Annotated in this window: 15 protein-coding genes and 1 other annotated feature; of the genes, 6 read left to right on the top strand and 9 right to left on the bottom strand. The window is 49.1% G+C overall.

Annotated features, from left to right (window positions below):
* The first annotated feature begins 250 nt into the window (after positions 1–250).
* Entirely contained in the window at positions 251–760 is a 510-nt protein-coding gene (locus tag ACR0QT_RS06045) for a COG2426 family protein (RefSeq protein ID WP_432629940.1), read from the top strand.
* 221 nt (positions 761–981) lie between these two features.
* Here ACR0QT_RS06045 and nifJ read toward each other — a convergent pair whose 3' ends face one another.
* Both nifJ and ACR0QT_RS06035 read right to left on the bottom strand, forming a co-directional pair.
* Complete coding sequence (nifJ, locus tag ACR0QT_RS06040) at positions 982–4,524, bottom strand: pyruvate:ferredoxin (flavodoxin) oxidoreductase (RefSeq protein WP_432629939.1); 3,543 nt, start codon at positions 4,522–4,524, stop codon at positions 982–984.
* 346 nt (positions 4,525–4,870) lie between these two features.
* A complete protein-coding gene (locus ACR0QT_RS06035) occupies positions 4,871–6,703 on the bottom strand; it encodes a VanW family protein (protein ID WP_432629938.1) in 1,833 nt (610 codons plus the stop codon).
* Positions 6,704–7,046: 343 nt separating this feature from the next.
* Between ACR0QT_RS06035 and ACR0QT_RS06030 the strand changes: the two genes are divergently transcribed.
* A complete protein-coding gene (locus ACR0QT_RS06030) occupies positions 7,047–7,283 on the top strand; it encodes a polya polymerase (protein WP_432629937.1) in 237 nt (78 codons plus the stop codon).
* A 168-nt stretch (positions 7,284–7,451) separates the two neighbouring features.
* Complete coding sequence (locus ACR0QT_RS06025) at positions 7,452–7,682, top strand: chorion class high-cysteine HCB protein 13 (RefSeq protein WP_432629936.1); 231 nt, start codon at positions 7,452–7,454, stop codon at positions 7,680–7,682.
* A gap of 237 nt (positions 7,683–7,919) precedes the next feature.
* Here the strand turns inward: ACR0QT_RS06025 and ACR0QT_RS06020 are convergent, their stop codons facing one another.
* Positions 7,920–8,123 carry a hypothetical protein gene (locus tag ACR0QT_RS06020; protein ID WP_432629935.1) on the bottom strand — a complete coding sequence of 68 codons (204 nt, stop codon included), beginning with the start codon at positions 8,121–8,123 and terminating at the stop codon, positions 7,920–7,922.
* A 207-nt stretch (positions 8,124–8,330) separates the two neighbouring features.
* Here ACR0QT_RS06020 and ACR0QT_RS06015 point away from each other — a divergent pair, with 207 nt between their 5' ends.
* The gene (locus ACR0QT_RS06015; RefSeq protein ID WP_432629934.1) at positions 8,331–8,666 is read left to right on the top strand and encodes a hypothetical protein; all 336 of its coding nucleotides are present in this window, start codon (positions 8,331–8,333) and stop codon (positions 8,664–8,666) included.
* A 142-nt stretch (positions 8,667–8,808) separates the two neighbouring features.
* A complete protein-coding gene (locus ACR0QT_RS06010) occupies positions 8,809–9,096 on the top strand; it encodes a hypothetical protein (RefSeq protein ID WP_432629933.1) in 288 nt (95 codons plus the stop codon).
* Between the two features lie 94 nt (positions 9,097–9,190).
* Here the strand turns inward: ACR0QT_RS06010 and leuS are convergent, their stop codons facing one another.
* Positions 9,191–11,605 carry a leucine--tRNA ligase gene (leuS, locus tag ACR0QT_RS06005; RefSeq protein ID WP_432629932.1) on the bottom strand — a complete coding sequence of 805 codons (2,415 nt, stop codon included), beginning with the start codon at positions 11,603–11,605 and terminating at the stop codon, positions 9,191–9,193.
* A gap of 282 nt (positions 11,606–11,887) precedes the next feature.
* Positions 11,888–12,190 (bottom strand) — a binding site (T-box leader).
* A gap of 289 nt (positions 12,191–12,479) precedes the next feature.
* Here leuS and ACR0QT_RS06000 point away from each other — a divergent pair.
* Positions 12,480–13,700, top strand: a complete 1,221-nt coding sequence (locus tag ACR0QT_RS06000) for a dicarboxylate/amino acid:cation symporter (protein ID WP_432629931.1) — start codon at positions 12,480–12,482, stop codon at positions 13,698–13,700.
* 65 nt (positions 13,701–13,765) lie between these two features.
* Here the strand turns inward: ACR0QT_RS06000 and ACR0QT_RS05995 are convergent, their stop codons facing one another.
* From ACR0QT_RS05995 to ACR0QT_RS05975, 5 genes are all read right to left on the bottom strand, one after another.
* Positions 13,766–14,506 carry a lysozyme inhibitor LprI family protein gene (locus tag ACR0QT_RS05995; RefSeq protein WP_432629930.1) on the bottom strand — a complete coding sequence of 247 codons (741 nt, stop codon included), beginning with the start codon at positions 14,504–14,506 and terminating at the stop codon, positions 13,766–13,768.
* Positions 14,507–14,774: 268 nt separating this feature from the next.
* The gene (rnhA, locus tag ACR0QT_RS05990) at positions 14,775–15,263 is read right to left on the bottom strand and encodes a ribonuclease HI (protein ID WP_432629929.1); all 489 of its coding nucleotides are present in this window, start codon (positions 15,261–15,263) and stop codon (positions 14,775–14,777) included.
* Between the two features lie 284 nt (positions 15,264–15,547).
* Entirely contained in the window at positions 15,548–17,155 is a 1,608-nt protein-coding gene (locus ACR0QT_RS05985; RefSeq protein WP_432629987.1) for an MBL fold metallo-hydrolase RNA specificity domain-containing protein, read from the bottom strand.
* Between the two features lie 120 nt (positions 17,156–17,275).
* Entirely contained in the window at positions 17,276–18,751 is a 1,476-nt protein-coding gene (gene spoIVA, locus ACR0QT_RS05980) for a stage IV sporulation protein A (protein WP_432629928.1), read from the bottom strand.
* 265 nt (positions 18,752–19,016) lie between these two features.
* Positions 19,017–19,730: an ABC transporter ATP-binding protein gene (locus ACR0QT_RS05975; RefSeq protein ID WP_177976887.1), complete on the bottom strand. Its 714-nt coding sequence runs from the start codon at positions 19,728–19,730 to the stop codon at positions 19,017–19,019.
* Between the last annotated feature and the right edge of the window lie 9 nt (positions 19,731–19,739).

Raw genomic sequence — 19,739 nt, 5'->3', positions numbered from 1 at the left:
TTTCCAAACACACTCTACCATATTTTTCTAAAAAACGACAGATCACTTTTTTATAATTTTTTACAAAATCTTGCAATTTTTCCTATTTTCTCAGCGTTGTCCCATCGGAATGTAAAATTTTCACGGTCAAACACGACGATTCCTGCCGGAAATTTTACGGAAATCTTACTCGGAATTCATTGAAATTTTCGATTAGATCGCATATAATCGAAAAGAAAAAAAGAATATAGATAGAATTGAGGAAAAAACAATGACGGATACGATTGTACAGGGTCTCACTGCCCTTCTCGGCGGAAAGGTATCAAAGGAGGCCATTATTTTTATCATTTCCATGATCCCGATCCTCGAACTGCGTGGCGGACTGCTCGCCGCATCCCCGGCACTCTTAAATGTTCCGATCACACGTGCGATTCCGATCTGCATCATCGGTAACCTCCTTCCGATTCCGTTCATCCTTCTGCTGATTGAACATGTTTTGATCTGGATGGAGAACGTTCCGGGACTTGGAAAGATTGCACGTTGGGTTCGCGCAAAGGCTGACAAGAACAAGGACAGCATTCAGAAGTACGGATTCTGGGGACTCACGCTCTTTGTCGGCATCCCGCTTCCGGGTACCGGCGCATGGACCGGCTCTCTCGTCGCTGCACTCTTACATATGGAGTTCAAGAAGTCGATCCCTTCGATCCTGATCGGCATCGCACTCGCGACGATTATCATGTCTCTTGTCTCCTACGGACTGCTCGGCATCCTGTTTGGCTAACTAAAATGCTCCCTCTTATCAGAAATCAACCCTTGGATTCTCTGATGGAGGGAGTATTTTTTATCCGCAAAAATTCCAACTCCATTTCATATCGCCTTTTCACCCATAGATAATACCCACATAAAAAAGCCCCACCGCTCAGGCAGATTTTCATCTGCCCTCACGATGGGGCTTTCTATATTATGTTCTATGCAAGATCAGAACTCACAGTCCCGAATGGATTACTCCTCGGTGCTGTACAGAGCGGTCAGCTTGGACAGATACTCATATCTCTCCTTAGCCTCGCTCTCGTTCTTAGCGAACAGCTTAGCTGCTCTCTCCGGATTCTTCATAGCCAGAGAAGCGTAACGAACCTCGCCCTTCAGGAAGTCCTGATAGCCTTCCATCTTCGGAGCCTTGCTGTCCAGGGTGAACTTCTTCTCTGCTGCCGGGTTGAAGCGGAAGTTGTTCCAGTAACCGGTCTCAACTGCCAGTTTCTCCTCGGTCTGAGCCTTGCTCATGCCCTTCTTGATACCATGGTTGATACACGGAGCGTAAGCCATGATCAGGGACGGACCCGGATAAGCCTCTGCCTCTGCGATTGCCTTAACGGTCTGAGCGTAATCAGCACCCATGGAGATCTGAGCTACATATACATAGCCATAGGACATAGCCATGCTTGCGAGATCTTTCTTCTTGGTCTCCTTACCAGCTGCTGCGAACTGAGCAACTGCACCAGTCTTGGTTGCCTTAGAGGACTGACCACCGGTGTTGGAGTAAACCTCGGTATCGTAAACCATGATGTTGATATCCTTACCGGATGCCAGTACATGATCCAGACCGCCGAAGCCGATATCATAAGCCCATCCATCACCACCAAAGATCCACTGGGACTTCTTAGCCAGGAAGTTCTTATTTGCTACGATGTACTTGCAGGTATCGCAATCAACACCCTCAAGAGCTGCAACCAGCTTGTCCGTAGCGGAACCGTTCAGAGCACCGATACCGAAGGTATCCAGCCACTCCTTGCAAGCAGCCTTCATTTCCTCAGTAGAGGTCTCAGAATTAGCTACTCTCTCAACTTTCTCCTTTAACTCATCACGGATTGCGTTCTGAGCAAGAAGCATACCATAACCGAACTCTGCGTTATCCTCGAACAGGGAGTTGTCCCAAGCCGGGCCCTGACCCTTAGCGTTCACGGTGTACGGAGTAGACGGTGAAGAGTTACCCCAGATAGAGGAACATCCAGTTGCGTTTGCGATGTACATTCTGTCACCGAACAGCTGAGTGATCAGCTTAGCGTACGGAGTCTCACCACAACCTGCGCATGCGCCGGAGAACTCAAGTAACGGCTGCTTGAACTGGCTACCCTTAACGGTGGTCTCTTTGAACTTTGCAATAACGTCTTCCTTGATCGGAAGGGTTACAGAGTAGTCGAAGATCGGCTGCTCGTCAACATGATCAGCTAACGGCTCCATGGTCAGTGCCTTCTCACCCTTCTTGCCCGGGCAGACATTTGCACAGGAACCACATCCGGTACAATCCAGAGCGGAGATAGCCAGAGTGAACTTGTAGTTCGGCATACCGGTCAGCGGCAGGAACTTGGTTCCTTCCGGAGCCTTAGCAGCCTCTTCCTCGGTCATAGCGATCGGACGGATAACTGCATGCGGACATACATAAGAACAGAAAGTACACTGGATACAGTTGTCAGTATTCCAAACCGGAACATTAACAGCGATACCACGCTTCTCGAATGCGGAAGATCCAGACGGAGTAGAACCATCTACATAATCCTTGAATGCGGATACCGGCAGGTTGTTACCTTCCTGAGCGCTTACCTTGTTCTGGATGTTGTTTACGAAATCAACAACGTCCTTTCTGGAACCGGTAACGTTCTTGAAGTCAAGACCTTCGTCTTCGCAGTTCTTCCAGCTCTCCGGAACGTCTACCTTGACAACGCCCTGAGCACCTGCATCGATTGCAGCCCAGTTCTTCTTAACAACGTCCTCACCCTTACGGCCGTAGGTCTTCTGAGCAGCTTCCTTCATCAGCTGGATAGCCTTCTCCTCCGGGATAATGCCGGTCAGTTTGAAGAATGCAGACTGCAGAATGGTGTTGATACGGGTCGGGCCCATGCCGGTCTCGATACCGATCTTAACGCCGTCGATGGTGTACAGGTTGATGTTGTGGTCAGCGATGAACTTCTTCATCTGACCCGGAAGGTGCTTGTCCAGCTCCTCGTGAGTCCACGGGCAGTTCAGCAGGAAAGTACCGCCGTCAACCAGCTCCTGAACCATGTTGTACTTACGAACGTATGCCGGGTTGTGGCATGCTACGAAGTTTGCCTTGTGGATCAGGTAGGTAGATTTGATCTTCTTATGACCGAAACGCAGGTGGGACATGGTAACACCACCGGATTTCTTGGAGTCATAATCAAAGTATGCCTGTGCATACATGTCGGTGTTATCACCGATGATCTTGATGGAGTTCTTGTTTGCACCTACGGTACCATCTGCACCCAGGCCCCAGAACTTACAGTTCGTGGTTCCTTCCGGAGTGGTAACGAGCGGAGCGCCAACCGGCAGAGACAGGTTGGTTACATCATCGTTGATACCGATGGTGAAGTTCTTCTTGGAGGTGTTCTCGTATACTGCTACGATCTGAGCCGGAGTAGTATCCTTAGAACCAAGACCATAACGTCCGCCGAAGATCTCAACCTGATCGAACTTGCTGCCCTTCAGAGCTGCAACAACATCCAGGTATAACGGTTCGCCAAGGGAACCAGGCTCTTTCGTTCTATCCAGAACGTTGATGTACTTAACGGTATCCGGCAGAGCGTCGATCAGAGCCTGAGCGCTGAACGGTCTGTACAGACGAACCTTAACAACACCAACCTTAGCGCCGGTGGTCTTTGCTAAGTAGTCGATGGTCTCCTCAATGGTATCATTTACAGAACCCATTGCGATGATAACCTTCTCAGCATCCGGTGCACCGTAGTAGTTGAACAGCTTGTAATCGGTACCGATCTTCTCGTTTACCTTGTCCATGTACATCTGTACAATACCCGGCAGAGCGTCGTAGTACGGGTTGCAAGCCTCTCTAGCCTGGAAGAAGATATCCGGGTTCTGAGCGGAACCCTTCTGGCACGGGTTGTTCGGGTTCATTGCATTCTTACGGTACTCCGTAATTGCATCCCAATCTGCCATATCTGCCAGATCATCGTAATCCCAAGTCTCGATCTTCTGAATCTCATGAGAGGTACGGAATCCATCGAAGAAGTTGATGAACGGAACCTTGCCCTTGATTGCAGCCAGATGTGCAACCGGAGTCAGATCCATAACTTCCTGCACGCTGGAGGAGCACAGCATAGCTGCACCGGTCTGACGGCATGCATAAACGTCGGAGTGATCACCAAAAATATTCAGCGCATGAGAAGATACTGCACGCGCGGATACATCAAATACGCCCGGAAGCTGTTCGCCCGCAATTTTGTACAGGTCCGGAATCATCAGTAACAGACCCTGAGAAGCCGTATAGGTTGTGGTCAGAGCACCTGCTACCAGGGAGCCATGAACAGCACCAGCAGCACCAGCCTCAGACTGCATCTCGGTAATCTGAACCGTGCGTCCGAAGATGTTCTTTCTGCCCTCAGTTGCCCATTCATCCGTATGCTCCGGCATTACGGAAGAAGGAGTGATGGGATACATGGCAGCTACTTCGGTAAATGCATATGATGCATGAGCGGCAGCCTGATTACCATCCATGGTTTTCATTTTTCTTGCCATTTGATTTTCCTCCTACAAATGTGAATATTACATGTGTTCCGGGAAGGTCCTCCGGAACAGCTTGTCCGATTCAGAAAGCACTTTCAAAATGCTCCGAACCGACGTTTAAGCTATTCCCTGTAAACACTCGGAATAGCTGACCTGTATACATTATATCAACTTTTTATCAATTTGCAAACATGAATTGAAAAAAAATGCGTACTATTTTGCATACAATCCACACAGAACCCTCTCCATTTTCTTTTTTTCTGCACACTGATGCACAAAAAAAGAGAGATGAGGGTCTTTTTTCTCTCATCTCTCTCAAATCTCGTGTTTCTTATTTTTTCCTGCAATTAAGCTGTGATCAGCCTGCCGGATTCGGAGCGATCGTCTCCACATTCGTGTCTCCACCCGGTACCGGAGACGGTGCCGGTGCAACCGTTGTCGGCGTTGTGGCAGGTGCTGTCGCCGTCGTCGGTGCTACGGTCGTATGCTCTGCTGTCGTTGCCTTCTCAGCTGAGGTTGTGTGCTCCGCTGTCGTTGCCTTCTCTGCCGAAGTGGTCTTTTCTGCGGAAGTCGTCTTCTCCGCTGCCGTGGTCTCCGCCGAGCTGGAATGCTGGATGCTCTCCTCGGAGGAGGTAGCCGGAGCCGTTGTCGTCGCTACTGCGGAAGAATTTCTCAGGATTACCGGGGTATGTCCCTTGTAAGTTGCGGTGTGATCCACCTTATCGCTGACCACCTCGCCGTTCTTCTTCACAACAAGGCGAACTTCCCACTTGCTTCCCTTTGTTCCTGCGGTCTTCGTCTTCTCCGTTCCCGGTGCAAGCGTTGCATCTTCCTCGTAAGTCGGAGCCGGAATATCGGTCTCAGACAGCTTCTCGGACTTCAGAGAATAGGTCACACCCTCTTCAAGAAGCGGGATTGCGTAAATCGAAACCGTACACTCCTGATCGGCGTAGCTTGCGCGGATACCGATCGCGGTGTCGGAATTGTTCACAAACTCATAGTCCGGTCCACCCCAGCTGACAGTTGCGTCCATACCCGGGGTAACGTAAGTCGGCTCAAATGTGTGAGAACGTCTCGTCACAGTCTTGAGTCCTGCCTTCACAACGGCATTGTACAACGTGGAAGATACCTGACATACACCGCCACCGATCTCCTGAACAACCTCACCGTTGCTGTAAGCGCCTGCCTCCTGGTAACCCTTCGCCTCGGTACGCTCTCCCACGGTCTTATTGAAGGAGAAGGTCTCTCCCGGCTGAAGCACGGTTCCGTTGATCGCCTTTGCTGCGAGACGCACATTCGTGTTTCTCTTCGCATTTGCGGTCGTCTTCGTCGTCACGGTCGAAACCGTCTTGTACTTCTCTCTCGCCGTGCTCTCAGAAAACTCCGGCTCTACGGTATTCACCGTCGCTGTGATCACTGCATCGAAATGCTTCTCATTCAGAGCGCTCACAATATCGCTTGCGAGCTTCTCCTGATCGACTGCCTGACCGTTCTCTGCACCTGTAAACTGGAATTTTCCGGTCGAATCGTCATAGCTCGAGATCGAACCATTCTTCGCCTTCTTATCCCACTTCTTTGCCACAGCCTCAGCCTCAACCTTCGCGGCCTCCTCCAGACCGGTCGTGTCAAGTGTGTAGCTCTCCTTCGGCTCCCCGGAATAGATCTCTGTCAGAAGCGTGTCGAGCTTCTCTGCCATCAGGTCAGTCACCTCATAGGTCTGATCCTGCCAGGTCACCTTCATCGCCCACGGGAAGTCCTTTAAGATGGCTTCCTTTGCCTCTGCCTTTGACATTCCGGTGATATCAATTCCGTCTACGCTGACCTGCTTTTTCAGCTCAATCTGCGCCTCTGTCGTCGTCTCCACGGTCGTCTTATCTTTACCGTTATCTTTCTTTCCAGAACCGACAATTCCCTTTACAAGAAACATAATGCAGGCAATCGCCACAACCAGAATGACTCCTCCGATCACGATTTTTGCGACCTCATTTCCGGAGCTTCCGCGTCTCGGCGGACGGCGATTTCTTCCTGAATAGGAATATCCACTGCGATGACTGCTTCCTCTGCGTGAAGATCCCCCTGAAGAATATGTGCTACGTCTGGATGCACTTCCCGTCGTGCTCCCCGCATGTCCTGTACTTCTTGCTCTTGAATGCCCCGATGTCGAATTTCTGTTATTCTCGTACTGACTCATACCATTCACCTGTTTTCATCATTATTCGTATTCGTACTGTTCTCGTACTTCTCTATGTGTCCTGATTTTTTGTCAGAAACACACTCTTGCCAAGTATATCACATTTTGTCAAAAAAGAACTAACAATTTTTTAACTTTTTCATGAATCTTTTTTATGCATTCCTTAGAGTCTGTTTAAGAATTCGTTTCCGCCTGCTAAGCGCCCGATTATTTTGTTAAATTTTTATCTTGCAGAATGAAACCGGACTTGTTATACTGTTGCCGTAAACGAAAACAAGTAACATAAAAAAGGAAACCACATAAAATTCCAAACGTTTCTCAACTAAAAATGGAGGAAGGAACCATGAAAATTCAGAACATTAAGGATGTAACCGCTTTTTTCAAGATCATTGATGAGTGCAAGGGTCCGGTAGAGTTAATCTCCCCGGAAGGCGACCGCATCAACTTAAAATCCCGTCTCTCCCAGTATCTGTCTATGGCAACCATGTTCTCCAACGGATATATCAGAGAGCTTGACCTCGTCGCTCATGACAAGGAGGACGTTGAGCGCCTGCTCAAATACATGTACCAGGGAGAATAACCTGTATTTTGCGGTCGTTCAGAACAGATACTCCCGCTGCTTCCTTCTTGCATCCTTATTCTTTCCAATTCAGAAAGTTTGGACATCCCAAATTTTTGAAAATGCGGAAACAGTGACATGCCAGTCGACATATGATGAAGTGTAAACCAATTCCGGAGGAATAACACTATGAGCGATCTGGCTGCAACAAACTGCGGATGCGATTGCAGTTGCAACAATGGAGGAAACAGCTGTAACACGATCTGGCTGATTCTGATTCTGTGCTGTTGCTGTGGCAACGGATTCGGAAACGGCTGTGGAAATGGCTGTTGTGAACATAACGGCTGTGGAGGAAATGAATGGATCTGGATCATCCTTCTCCTCTGTTGCTGTGGCGGAAATAACGGCTTCTGCTGTTAAATCGCCTGACCGAGAATCAGGGAACGCACCACTGACGTCTCTCTGACGCGTCTTCCTGACCGGGAAAGAAAGAGCTACCCCCAACTCAGATGAGTTTTTCTCATCTCTGGAGCGGTAGCTCTTTTTTGTTCTCCTATTCGTTTTCACGGTTCCTGTTTTTCTTATTTGGTTTTTCTTATTCGGTTTTTCTTATTCGGTTTCTTATATTTTCTTATTTGGTTGATTCCTTATCTTTTTTTATTTTTTCGTCTTCCCTGTATCCGGCGCTGATCCCGGATTTTCCCCGTGCAGAGAACTTCTCCCGCACCATTCGCTCCGGTTTTCCTGTTTCTTCTGATTTTTCTGATTTTTCTGGTTTCTCTGATTTCTCTGTTGGCATGCCTCACATTCCTCATCAATCTCGTAAACGGCATTTCCATTTATGATCAATCTTGTCTTCATATTTTTCACGCTCCTGTACCCGTAATATATGCCTGATTTTGAAAAATGTTTGAAAAAACGGGATCTCCCTCCCATCCTGCCACATGTTTTCCAAAAATCATGCATATATTGTCTCAGAACGTAACGGTTCGATACCTTATACCTTCACAGTCACAAGTTTCCATTTAAACGAATCTCTCAACAGATGACGCAGAAAGGAGAGTTTTTATGAGTGAAGATCAGGGAAATCAGGACTGCCGGGCAACGGAATTTGACTATCTTTTGGCTGATCCCCATATGCAAATGCTCAAAGCTGCCCTGCCCTACATGCCGTCCTCGCGACAGCGTTTCTGTTCGATGCTGATTCAAATCCAACAGATTCAGCGCACGCGCAGTCTGTTTCAGGACGGGCAACTGAGCACGATGGAGCTTGCGCGCTCCGGAAACAAGACCGCCTCCCCGATTGAGATGCTTCAGGCGATCAAGCCCTACGCTTCCCAGCGGGAGCGGGAACTCATTGAGATGCTTGAAAATCTTCAGATTATGATGCAGGCGATCTCCTAAATCCATTTTCAAAATCAATCCATCGATCTGGCAGACAAATTTTTTAACTGGGCGGAACCTGTTAAATCGATTGTCTGCAATCTGATCAATCATACAATCGGACACGATTCACACGAACATAATAAAATATGGAGGAACCTGTATGAACCAATCATCCTGGCAATCCGATCCGCGCCTTGCCGGCATGGACCCGGAAAAGCTGAATTTCATCACTGCCTTTGCAAGGCAGATTTCCACGCTCCCGCACGAACACATCCTCCCCGCATTCATGGCGATGCAACTTGACGCCTCCCGAAAACACATCGATTTTTCGGATCAGGAGACTGAGGCTCTCGTCTCGATTCTCAGCGAGAACATGTCGACTGCGGAAAAAAAGAAGCTCGAAACCCTTCGTCTTCTAGCAAAAAAACTGACTGCCAGGTCATCCTGACAGCCAGTTTTCTTATGTGACCAAATTCCAATCAACACTCCACGAGCACCGATTAAAATCTGGAAACAAATATTTACCTATTTACTTGAAATGATTACTTGCAAACAATGTTGATGATCTTGCCCGGAACATAGATCTCTTTTACGATCGTTCCAGTCAGCTTGTCAGCTACAATCTCTTTTGCCTTTGCAAGAGCTTCCTCTCTCGTCGCATCGGTTGCAAGAGCAACAACGCCTCTTGCCTTACCGTTTACCTGAACGCCGATCTCGATCTCGTCATCCTTCATTGCCTCAGCATCGCACTCCGGCCACTGGGTATGGAAGACGCTGTCGGTATCACCGCCAAGCTCCTGCCACAGCTCCTCACCGATATGCGGTGCAAACGGAGCAAGCAGAACTACGAAGGTCTTTAAGGTCTCTTTGTCGATTCCGCCGGTCTTCTTTGCAAGCTCGATCAGCTTGTTGTTGTACTCCATGAATCCGGAGATTACCGTGTTCAGATTGAACTGGTTGAATCTCTGCTCAATGTCGTAAACCAGCTTGTGACGCAGACGGATCATCTCCTTCGTCGCCTCAATGTTCTTATCCTTAGAATCCTGTACCAGATTCCAGAAACGATTCAGGAAACGGGATACGCCCTCGATTCCGCGGTCATCCCACTCTGCATCGAGTTCCGGCGGTCCTACGAAGAGCTCGTACATTCTCAAGGAATCGCATCCGTAATCTCTTACGAGATCATCCGGGGAAACGACGTTGCCCTTGGACTTACTCATCTTGATTCCGTTCTTACCGGTAATCATACCCTGGTTGAACAGCTTGGTGAACGGCTCATCGAAGTCGATCACACCGATGTCATTCAGGAACTTGGTGTAGAAACGGGAGTACAGCAGGTGAAGAACGGCATGCTCAACACCACCGATGTACATATCTACCGGCAGGTACTTGTCTGCCTTCTCGCGGGAAACAAGCTCCTTGTCGTTGTGGTTATCAACGTAGCGCAGGAAGTACCAAGAAGAACCAGCCCACTGCGGCATCGTGTTCGTCTCTCTCTTTGCGTCAGCGCCACACTGCGGACACTTGCAATTTACCCACTCGTCGATTGCTGCAAGCGGTGACTCACCGGTTCCGGTCGGCTGATAGCTCTCTACATCCGGAAGTCTAAGCGGAAGCTCCTCCTCCGGAACAGCCACATTACCGCACTTCGGGCAGTGGATGATCGGGATCGGCTCGCCCCAATAACGCTGTCTGGAGAATACCCAGTCACGCAGTTTGTAGTTTACGGTCTTCTTACCAATTCCGCGTGCCTCGATCATCATCGGAGCTTCCTTCTTCAGAACAGAAGACTCCATTCCGTTCCACTCGCCGGAATTGATCATTGTGCCAGATGCCTCGGTGTAAGCCTCGGTCATGTTCTCGATCTCTTTTCCGTCCTTTGCGATAACCTGAATGATCGGAATATTGAACTTCTTTGCGAACTCGAAGTCACGATCATCATGAGCCGGTACGCACATGATTGCACCGGTACCGTAATCAGCCAGTACATAGTCGGACAGCCAGATCGGAACCTTTGCGCCGTTGATCGGGTTAATTGCGTAGCTTCCGGTGAAGACGCCGGTCTTCTCCTTGCTCTGCATACGGTCTACGTTAGAACGCATGGAAGCGTCGAAGATGTACTTCTCAACTTCCTCTCTCGTCTCATCCGTAGCAAGGCTCTTTGCCAACTTGTGCTCCGGAGCGAGAACCATGAAGGTTGCACCGTAGAGGGTATCCGGGCGGGTCGTGTAAACAGTGATCTTGTCCTCGCGACCGTCAACCTTGAAGTCAACCTCAGCACCGTAGGATTTTCCGATCCACTCGGTCTGCATCTTCTTAACCTTCTCCGGCCAATCCAGTTTGTCCAGATCATTCAACAGGCGATCTGCATAAGCGGTGATCTTGAGCATCCACTGACGCAGGTTCTTCTTCGTAACCGGAGAACCACAACGCTCACAGCAACCGTTTACAACTTCCTCATTTGCAAGACCGGTCTTACAGGACGGGCACCAGTTGATCGGGAACTCCTTCTCGTAAGCCAGACCCTTCTTGAACATCTGAACGAAGATCCACTGCGTCCACTTGTAGAACTCCGGATCGGTCGTGTTTACTTCCATATCCCAATCGTAGATTGCTGCGATCTCTTTGATCTGACGCTTGATGTTCTTGATGTTCTCAGCGGTTGATTTTGCCGGATGTACGCCCATCTTGATTGCATAGTTCTCTGCCGGAAGACCAAATGCATCCCATCCCATCGGATGAATAACATAATGACCTTTCAGCATCTGATAACGGCTCCATACATCAGAGATAACGTAACCTCTCCAGTGACCTACATGAAGTCCGCTTCCTGACGGATACGGGAACATATCCAGACAGTAGTATTTCGGCTTCTTGCCGTCGTTGACATTGATCGGGTGTTTCTCCCAGTTCTCGCGCCATTTCTTCTCAATGGCACTGTGGTTGTAACCAGCCATTTTTCTTCCTCCTGAATCCCATGCACGGTTCTCTCCGAACAAACGATCTGCGATCTCGTCCCTCGACAGCCTTCGCTTTTGATCATTCTTTTCTCCGATCTCCATGCACCTGAATTATACGTTTGCTCGGTGATTTCTGCGACGATCTCATTAAGAGTCTCTCCCTCAGTATATTCGATTCCTTTCATTTTTTCAAAAACTTTCAAAAATATATTCCTAAATTCTTGAATTCTCATAAGAACGAAATCGAAATAAAAAAACGCGCCCCCGGAATCTCCTGATTCCAGAGACGCGGGGAAAATCTCTACGACCTCGCGCGGTACCACTCTGCTTCATGCCTTGCATGCACTCTTTGGATCTGTACGACTGCGCGCCGTGCCTTACGGCAACAGATCCGCTTCCTCTGACGGGGGATTCCGTTCTGTCTTACTGACCAGATCATCCTCTATGCTCTCGCTTAGGGAGTCTCCGATGTTGGGCAGACCGCTCCAAGACCAGTTCCGCTTTCTTCCTCCGCTGTCTCGCACCCTCCGACAGCTCTCTGAACGATTTCAAAAGCGTACTCCTTCTCTTCACTGCGTTTACGCTGACTTTTAATCTAGCATATCGAGCGGGTAATGTCAAGATTTATCAAACAACTCCCCCTGATTTTTTATTGATTTGACAGAAAAACATCTGAAAAGCTCAGCAAAATCACGCACCAAGTCAACGCCCTCGTCGCCTTAATTTTTTTCAAAAAAATGCATTTTTATAAGTCTTTCTTGCACAATTAGACAGATTATGCTAAGATTAGAGCAATTGTCAAAGGAGACACAGCTTTCGGGCGTCGTGTCTCCTTTTTCTATTTTATTTACCAGGGAAAGAGGGATCTAGTATGAAAGAAAAAAAGAAAATGTCATTGGCGATGAAAATCTTCATCGCGCTCGTTCTGGCGGTTGTCGCCGGACTTCTGCTTCAGAGTCACGCATCTTTTGCAGAAAACTTCATCAAACCGTTTGGTACCATCTTCTTAAACTTAGTTAAGTTCATCGTTGTTCCGATCGTTTTGTTCTCGATCATGTGCGGAATTATTTCGATGAGCGACATCAAAAAAGTCGGCGCAATCGGTCTGAAAACCGTAGTCTTTTACCTGTTCACCACAGCCTTCGCGGTTACGATCGGTCTGACCGGCGGAAATCTGTTCAAATCTCTGTTTCCGGTCATCGCTACCACAGATCTGTCCTACGAGGCGACAGAGGCTACTTCCTTCATGGACACGCTCGTCAACATTTTTCCATCCAACTTCGTGTCTCCTATGGTAAATGCCAATATGCTTCAGATCATCGTCATGGCGATTCTGCTCGGTTTTGCCATCATTCTGGTCGGTGAGAAAAACATCCGCGTCGTAAATGCATTCAACGATCTGAATGAGATTTTCATGAAATGTATGGAAATGATCCTGAATCTCTCCCCGATCGGCGTTTTCTGTCTGCTCTGCCCGGTCATCGCTGTGAACGGTCCGACCATCATCGGTTCCCTCGTCATGGTGCTCCTCGCAACTTACATCTGCTACATCGTTCATGCCGTCTTTGTCTACTCTTCGACTGTAAAACTTCTCGGTGGCATCAGCCCTCTGAAGTTCTTTAAGGGAATGCTTCCTGCTATCATGTTTGCATTCTCAAGTGCTTCCTCCGTCGGAACTTTGCCGATCAATCTGAGCTGTACCGAGAAACTCGGAGCAAAGAAAGAAATCGCCTCCTTTGTTCTTCCGCTCGGCGCAACGATCAACATGGACGGCACTGCGATTTATCAGGGTGTCTGCGCGATCTTCATCGCATCCTGCTATGGCATTGATCTGACGCTGTCCCAGATGGTCACAATTGTGCTGACCGCAACGCTCGCATCCATCGGAACCGCCGGTGTTCCGGGTGCCGGTATGATCATGCTTGCAATGGTTCTCACCTCTGTCGGTCTTCCGGTAGACGGAATCGCCCTCGTAGCCGGAGTTGACCGTATCTTCGATATGGGACGTACCACCGTCAACATCACCGGCGATGCTGCCTGCACGATCGTTGTCTCCAATCTCGAAGCAAAGCGGGAAGCGAAAAAAGCATAGAATCGTTAACAAAAAAGAGAAGCAAAGATCAAATCTCTGCTTCTCTTTTTTCTTTTATCTCACTATTATTCCGTAGCCGACAGAATCTCCCCGTACCGTTCTGCAAGCTCATATGTCCTCTGTCTTGTACTCTCCCGGATCAGGCGATTATACTCAATCTCATCGAGCGTGCTTCCATTTTGACGTCCGGATCCCTTCGTCGCCTCCTCATCCCTCGTTCTCAACCACTCTTTCTGCTCTTTAAACAGCTTTTCCCACTCCGATGGTTCCAGCTGGTTTTCCAGTGTATCGAGGAAGCGGTTCATCTGCGTCTCCCAGAGCTTGCACTCATTCTCGACCGTCGCCTTGCGCGCATTCGGGGTTGAGTCTGTCTCAACCAAAGCCCGCTGTGCAATCTCCTCATCAATCGCACGCAGTTTCACAAAGACCTCATCCGAAGGCTTCGCCCCGTCTGCACTCTCTGCATCCTGCACCGAGATTCCGGAATTCTCCGCCCCGCCAACTGCCTGCTTTTTGCCCTGGCGCTTTGAACTTTCTTCCTGATTTCCAGTAGAATCCTGCGCATTTGCACCGACTCCCACCTTTGCCATCCCACCAGAAGCAACTTTTTCTCCATCACCTTCGGCATTCTCAGCATTCAGTCCCTGTTCCGCCACACCTGCATCTGGCATCTCCTCGAGATTCTGGCTCTGCACCATCGCAACATTTTCCTGCTCTGACTCGATGTATGATTTTGTGTATCTCGTCACCCCGATTCCTGCAATCAGAATGACTCCTATTGCAATCCAAATTCCTTTGAGTTTCATCTTCATCCTGCCCTGTCTCTAATTTCTTGTTCTGTCTCCACTCCTGAGAAAGCCTGTAATCCCCATCCATACCAAACTATACAAAAGGGGAATATTCTCTCTAAATTATAAAAAAGTGGAATATCAACAGAGCCTTCAACTCTGTTCATTAACACAATATCATAAAGCAGGGCAGATGAAAATACAAAAGCAAAAGAAGTAAACATTTGTAAGAGAACTGTAAGTGTTGCTGTTCACGCGCCCTGCAAACAGCAACCGGTAAGTTTCTCTATTGGGCTTCCACGCCCTCATCCACGAGGAGATTCTGTCCATCCGCTGCCGTCGTCGCAAGCTGATCGCACCGCTCATTCTGCGGATGACCAGCATGTCCCTTTACCCAACAAAATGTTACCTTATGGGGCGCCTTCGCTTTTAAAAGACGCTCCCACAGGTCAATATTCTTCACCATGCCACTTTTCCCGCGCTTCCAGTTGTTCTTGACCCAGCTGTCAATCCAGTGCTGGTTAAACGCATCCGTCAGATATTTGGAGTCCGAATAGAGCTCCACCTCACACGGACGGGTCAGCGCCTCCAAAGCCACAATCGCCGCCAAAAGTTCCATACGGTTGTTCGTGGTTCTGCGGAATCCGGCAGAGAGTTCGCGCTCATGAAGCTGTCCCTTGCTGTCGACAAAGTGGAGCACCGCCCCATATCCTCCCGGTCCATCCGGGTTTCCTCTCGCTGATCCATCCGTGTAAATCTGTACTTTTGTTGACATGATACTTTTATTTTCTCCCTTCTTACTACACTTCTGGTTACTGTTTACACGCCCCGCAAACAGCAACTTTTTCTGCACTTATACTTATAATATAATTTCTTCTGCAAAGGCTCCGGCGGTGGAAAAGATTCTGCAAACCCGTGTGAGATGTCGGTGTTTAGGCTGTGCACTTTACAGCCTTATGCACCGCTACATCGAACCCGGAGCGAGAGCGCGTTTGCAGAACTTATTCCGCCTGCCGGAGCCCACTACCTATCACTCAAGAAAAATGAAACAAACTCAAACTATCTATCCCACTTGTCGCAGAGCGCCTGAATCTGATCCGCAAACTTCGCCAGATCCTTGTTCGCTCCACCCTCGTTTCTCGCAATAACCGCAAGCAGGCGCTCGCCCGCTGCCAGCAAACGTGCAAAGACTCCACTTGCCTTCTTCGTCGCCATCGTCTTCGGGTTAACCGGGATACCCTCGGTCTCGCGAATCCACTCGCCCTTCGCCAGATCATACTCCGCTCCACTGAACGGTGCCTTTGCCGGACAACCGGTCTTTGCAGTCACAAGCTCAGCAAACTTGTCGCAGACATCGTCATTGCCGTGCACGATAAAGAACTGGGATGGCTTCTTCTCGAAAGCGCAGGCCCACTCAATCAGTCCATTCTCATCCGCATGACCGCTGATGTCATGAAGCGTCTCGATATGCGCCTCCACATCGATCGTCTCACCAAACAGCTTCACCATCTTTGCACCATCGATCAGCGCACGACCGATCGTTCCCTCTGCCTGATAACCGGCAAACACAACCGTACATTCCTTTCTCCACAGATTGTGCTTCAGATGATGGCGGATACGTCCCGCATCACACATGCCGGATGCCGAGATGATGACCTTCGGCGTCGTGCTGAAGTTGATGTTCTTGGACTCCTCGCTCGTGACAGAAAGTTTCAGTCCCGGGAACGAGATCGGGTTGATGCCCTGCTCCACGAGTGCCTTCGTCTCATCGTCGTAGCAGTCCATCTGGTTCTCCTTGAAGACGTGAGTCGCCTCGACTGCAAGCGGGCTATCTACATAGACCTCAAAGCCGTCATGACCGTGTACCATATGCTCTGCCTTAATATGACGGAAGAAATAGAGAAGCTCCTGGGTACGACCTACCGCAAACGCCGGAATCACGACATTTCCGCCCCGATCAAGCGTCTCCTGAACGATTCTTGCAAGCTCTGTCACATGATCTTTGCCCTTCTGATGCAGGCGACCACCGTAAGTCGACTCCATAACCGCATAATCTGCCTCTTTTACATAAGCAGGGTCGCGGATCAGAGGTTTGTGCTTATTTCCGATATCTCCGGAGAAGACGATCTTCTTCTCGACACCATCCTCCCTCATCCAGATCTCAATCGAAGCAGAACCGAGCAGATGACCGACATCGGTGAAACGGATTGTGATGTCATCATTCAATGTAATCATCTCTCCGTAATCGTATCCCTCAAAATGTCCGATCACGCCTTCCGCATCCGCCATCTCATAGAGAGGCTCGACCTCCGGTTTGCCGGCACGGCGGGCCTTTCGGTTCTTCCACTCTGCCTCCATCTCCTGAATGTGTGCACTGTCTCGAAGCATAATGTTACACAGATCGCAGGTTGCCATCGTCGCAATGATTCTTCCCCGGAATCCTCTTGCATAAATATACGGCAATAAACCGACGTGATCGATGTGGGAGTGCGTCACAAGCACGAAATCAAGATCCGAGTACGGAACCGGCGGTTCCACGTTCTCGTAGATATTTGTTCCCTGCTCCATTCCACAGTCCACAAAGAGTTTCGTATTTCCAACTTCCAGATAATGACAACTACCCGTCACTTCATGATCCGCACCGATGAACATTAACCTCATAAGGATACCTCCTTTTCTCGCTTGTACTCTAAAACTCTTCCCCAGACAAGCTCATTATTAAATTTTGCGTTTCTAACTCATCATGTCTCACTATCTTACTCATCATGAAAATTTGACTCAATTCACTCAGATGATGATACAGATCAGCCCTCCATTGCTGTCATTGATAATTTTCTGCATTGCATCCTGAAGACGTGCCTGACACTCCTCGGTCATCTGGTTGACCTTCGCCTGAATTCCATCCTCCACGATCTGCTCGATCGATTTTCCGAAAATATTCGTGTCCCAGATCCCATCTTCCTTCTTGCCTGCATTCTCCTTCATATACGCAATCAGGTCTCTTGCCTGTTCTTCACTTCCCACAATCGGAGCAATCTCCGTCTGAATCTGTGCACGAATCAGACTGATCGATGGTGCCTGCGCCCTCATCTTCACTCCATAGCGGTTTCCGTGGCGAATCACCGTCGGCTCGTCGAGAAGAATCTCAGAGCGTTCCGGTGTCACAACGCCATATCCTTTCAGTCTCACCTGGCTGAGTGCACCGCGCACCTTGTCGTATTCGCTCTGCATCGATGCCAGCTGTCTAAGTTTCTGCATCAGCTGGTACTCATCTTCCACCACGACTCCCGCAAAATCGCTGAGCACCTGATAATACGACTCCTCGTCGAGAACGACCGTAATCTCCACCTTTCCGTTTGAGAGATTCTGCCGATCCGTCTTCATCTGACGAATCGCCGTCTGATCCGGAAGGTCAAACTCCGACGGAACATCCTTCATATAGCGGATCTTCGCCATCGCCTCGCGCACCGTCAAAATCACCTGCTCTTTGAGCCAGTGCGAGGACGGCAAGATCTCAAGCCATCCCGGAATATCAAAATCCGCCTCCGTCACCGGAAATTCATTCAACACCTTCTCAAGAATCCGACAGATGTCGTCCCGTTTCAGTTGCTCACAGTTGACCGGAAGAACTGTCACCCGATACTTCTCCTCGAGTTCCCCGGCAAGTTTTCTCGTCTCTTCGGAGTAAGGGCGATCTGAGTTGAGCAGAATCAGAAATGGTTTCCCGATCTCTTTCAGTTCTGCGACGGCGGTCTCCTCCGCCGGTAAATACGCCTCCCGCTTGATCTCTCCGAATGATCCGTCTGTCGTCACCACGATTCCGATCGTGGAATGGTCTTTAATGACTTTGCGCGTACCGATCTCTGCTGCCCGGGTGAACGGAATCTCCTCCTCAAACCAAGGAGTCTTCACAAGACGCTCTCTGTCATTCTCAATATGACCGCCTGCGCCCTCCACCATGAAGCCCACACAGTCAATCAATCGGATCTTCGCCTGCGTCTTATCGGCAAGCTCAATCTCTGCCGCCTCCTTCGGGATAAATTTCGGCTCTGTGGTCATGATCGTCTTCCCCGTCGCACTCTGTGGGAGCTCATCGCGGGTCCGGTTCCTCTGATGTTCATCCTGAATATCGGGGAGCACCATCTGCTCCATAAACCGCTTGATGAACGTCGATTTTCCGGTTCGCACCGGTCCGACAACCCCGAGATAAATCTCCCCCTTCGTCCGCGCCTGAATATCTTTATATACATCAAAATGGTCCATGCAGATCTCTCCCCTCAGCCTTTTTGCCCCACACATCTTCTAAAATATATGCTGTGAGAAATCTGCACATGCCGAACGGTTATCTTATTTATACCACAAAAAAGAGGAAAAAGTCTATAACTTTTCCCTCTTTTTCGATAAATTTTCTGAATTTTATAGATTGTTTATTTATATCACAGATATTTGAAAACTTTTTGTGACCAATCCAATCTATCACAATATCGAACCAATATCTAACGAAAGATTTTGTGACCAAAGCGACAGATTACTCGCTCAGATATGCCTTCTTGACTGAATCATCGTTCATCAGTGCCTGAGCATCTCCGCTGAGTGCGATCTTTCCGGTCTCAAGAACGTAAGCGCGGTCTGCAATCGAGAGCGCCTTCTTTGCGTTCTGCTCAACAAGAAGAACCGTTACTCCATCATCCTGATTGATCTTCTGGATGATGTCAAAGATCTCATTTACATAGATCGGAGACAGACCCATCGACGGCTCATCGAGAACGATCAGCTTCGGATGAGACATCAGCGCGCGTCCCATTGCGAGCATCTGCTGTTCACCACCGGAAAGCGTTCCGGAGAGCTGATCGCGACGCTCTTTCAGACGCGGGAAACGCTCGTAGATCATCTCAAGCGTATCTTCCATCTCTTTCTTATCTTTTCTGGTGTAAGCGCCCAGATAAAGGTTCTGAAGGACGGTCAGACCTGCGAACACGCGACGTCCCTCCGGCACATGGGCGATTCCCATCGAAACCAGCTTGTGACCCGGGATCTTTGTGATGTCCTGTCCCTCATAAATGATCTGTCCCGCCTTCGACGGAATCAGTCCGGTGATCGTCTGAAGCGTCGTCGTCTTTCCTGCTCCGTTTGCACCGATCAGCGCAATGATCTCACCCGGATTTACCTCAAAGGAGATTCCCTTGATGGCCTGGATGACTCCGTAAAACACTTCCAGATTTTTAACTTCCAGTATTGCCATTTCGTGTCT

The organism is Brotaphodocola sp., from assembly GCF_050873365.1.
GTDB lineage: Bacteria > Bacillota > Clostridia > Lachnospirales > Lachnospiraceae > Brotaphodocola.
Note: the sequence above shows the minus strand (reverse complement) of the source record. Positions and strands in the feature narration are given on the sequence as shown.

Coding starts and splice junctions, on each gene's coding strand:
- ACR0QT_RS06045 (WP_432629940.1), top strand. CDS start 251: ATGACGGATACGATTGTACAGGGTCTCACTGCCCTTCTCGGCGGAAAG.
- nifJ (WP_432629939.1), bottom strand. CDS start 4,524: ATGGCAAGAAAAATGAAAACCATGGATGGTAATCAGGCTGCCGCTCAT.
- ACR0QT_RS06035 (WP_432629938.1), bottom strand. CDS start 6,703: ATGAGTCAGTACGAGAATAACAGAAATTCGACATCGGGGCATTCAAGA.
- ACR0QT_RS06030 (WP_432629937.1), top strand. CDS start 7,047: ATGAAAATTCAGAACATTAAGGATGTAACCGCTTTTTTCAAGATCATT.
- ACR0QT_RS06025 (WP_432629936.1), top strand. CDS start 7,452: ATGAGCGATCTGGCTGCAACAAACTGCGGATGCGATTGCAGTTGCAAC.
- ACR0QT_RS06020 (WP_432629935.1), bottom strand. CDS start 8,123: ATGAAGACAAGATTGATCATAAATGGAAATGCCGTTTACGAGATTGAT.
- ACR0QT_RS06015 (WP_432629934.1), top strand. CDS start 8,331: ATGAGTGAAGATCAGGGAAATCAGGACTGCCGGGCAACGGAATTTGAC.
- ACR0QT_RS06010 (WP_432629933.1), top strand. CDS start 8,809: ATGAACCAATCATCCTGGCAATCCGATCCGCGCCTTGCCGGCATGGAC.
- leuS (WP_432629932.1), bottom strand. CDS start 11,605: ATGGCTGGTTACAACCACAGTGCCATTGAGAAGAAATGGCGCGAGAAC.
- ACR0QT_RS06000 (WP_432629931.1), top strand. CDS start 12,480: ATGAAAGAAAAAAAGAAAATGTCATTGGCGATGAAAATCTTCATCGCG.
- ACR0QT_RS05995 (WP_432629930.1), bottom strand. CDS start 14,506: ATGAAACTCAAAGGAATTTGGATTGCAATAGGAGTCATTCTGATTGCA.
- rnhA (WP_432629929.1), bottom strand. CDS start 15,263: ATGTCAACAAAAGTACAGATTTACACGGATGGATCAGCGAGAGGAAAC.
- spoIVA (WP_432629928.1), bottom strand. CDS start 18,751: ATGGACCATTTTGATGTATATAAAGATATTCAGGCGCGGACGAAGGGG.
- ACR0QT_RS05975 (WP_177976887.1), bottom strand. CDS start 19,730: ATGGCAATACTGGAAGTTAAAAATCTGGAAGTGTTTTACGGAGTCATC.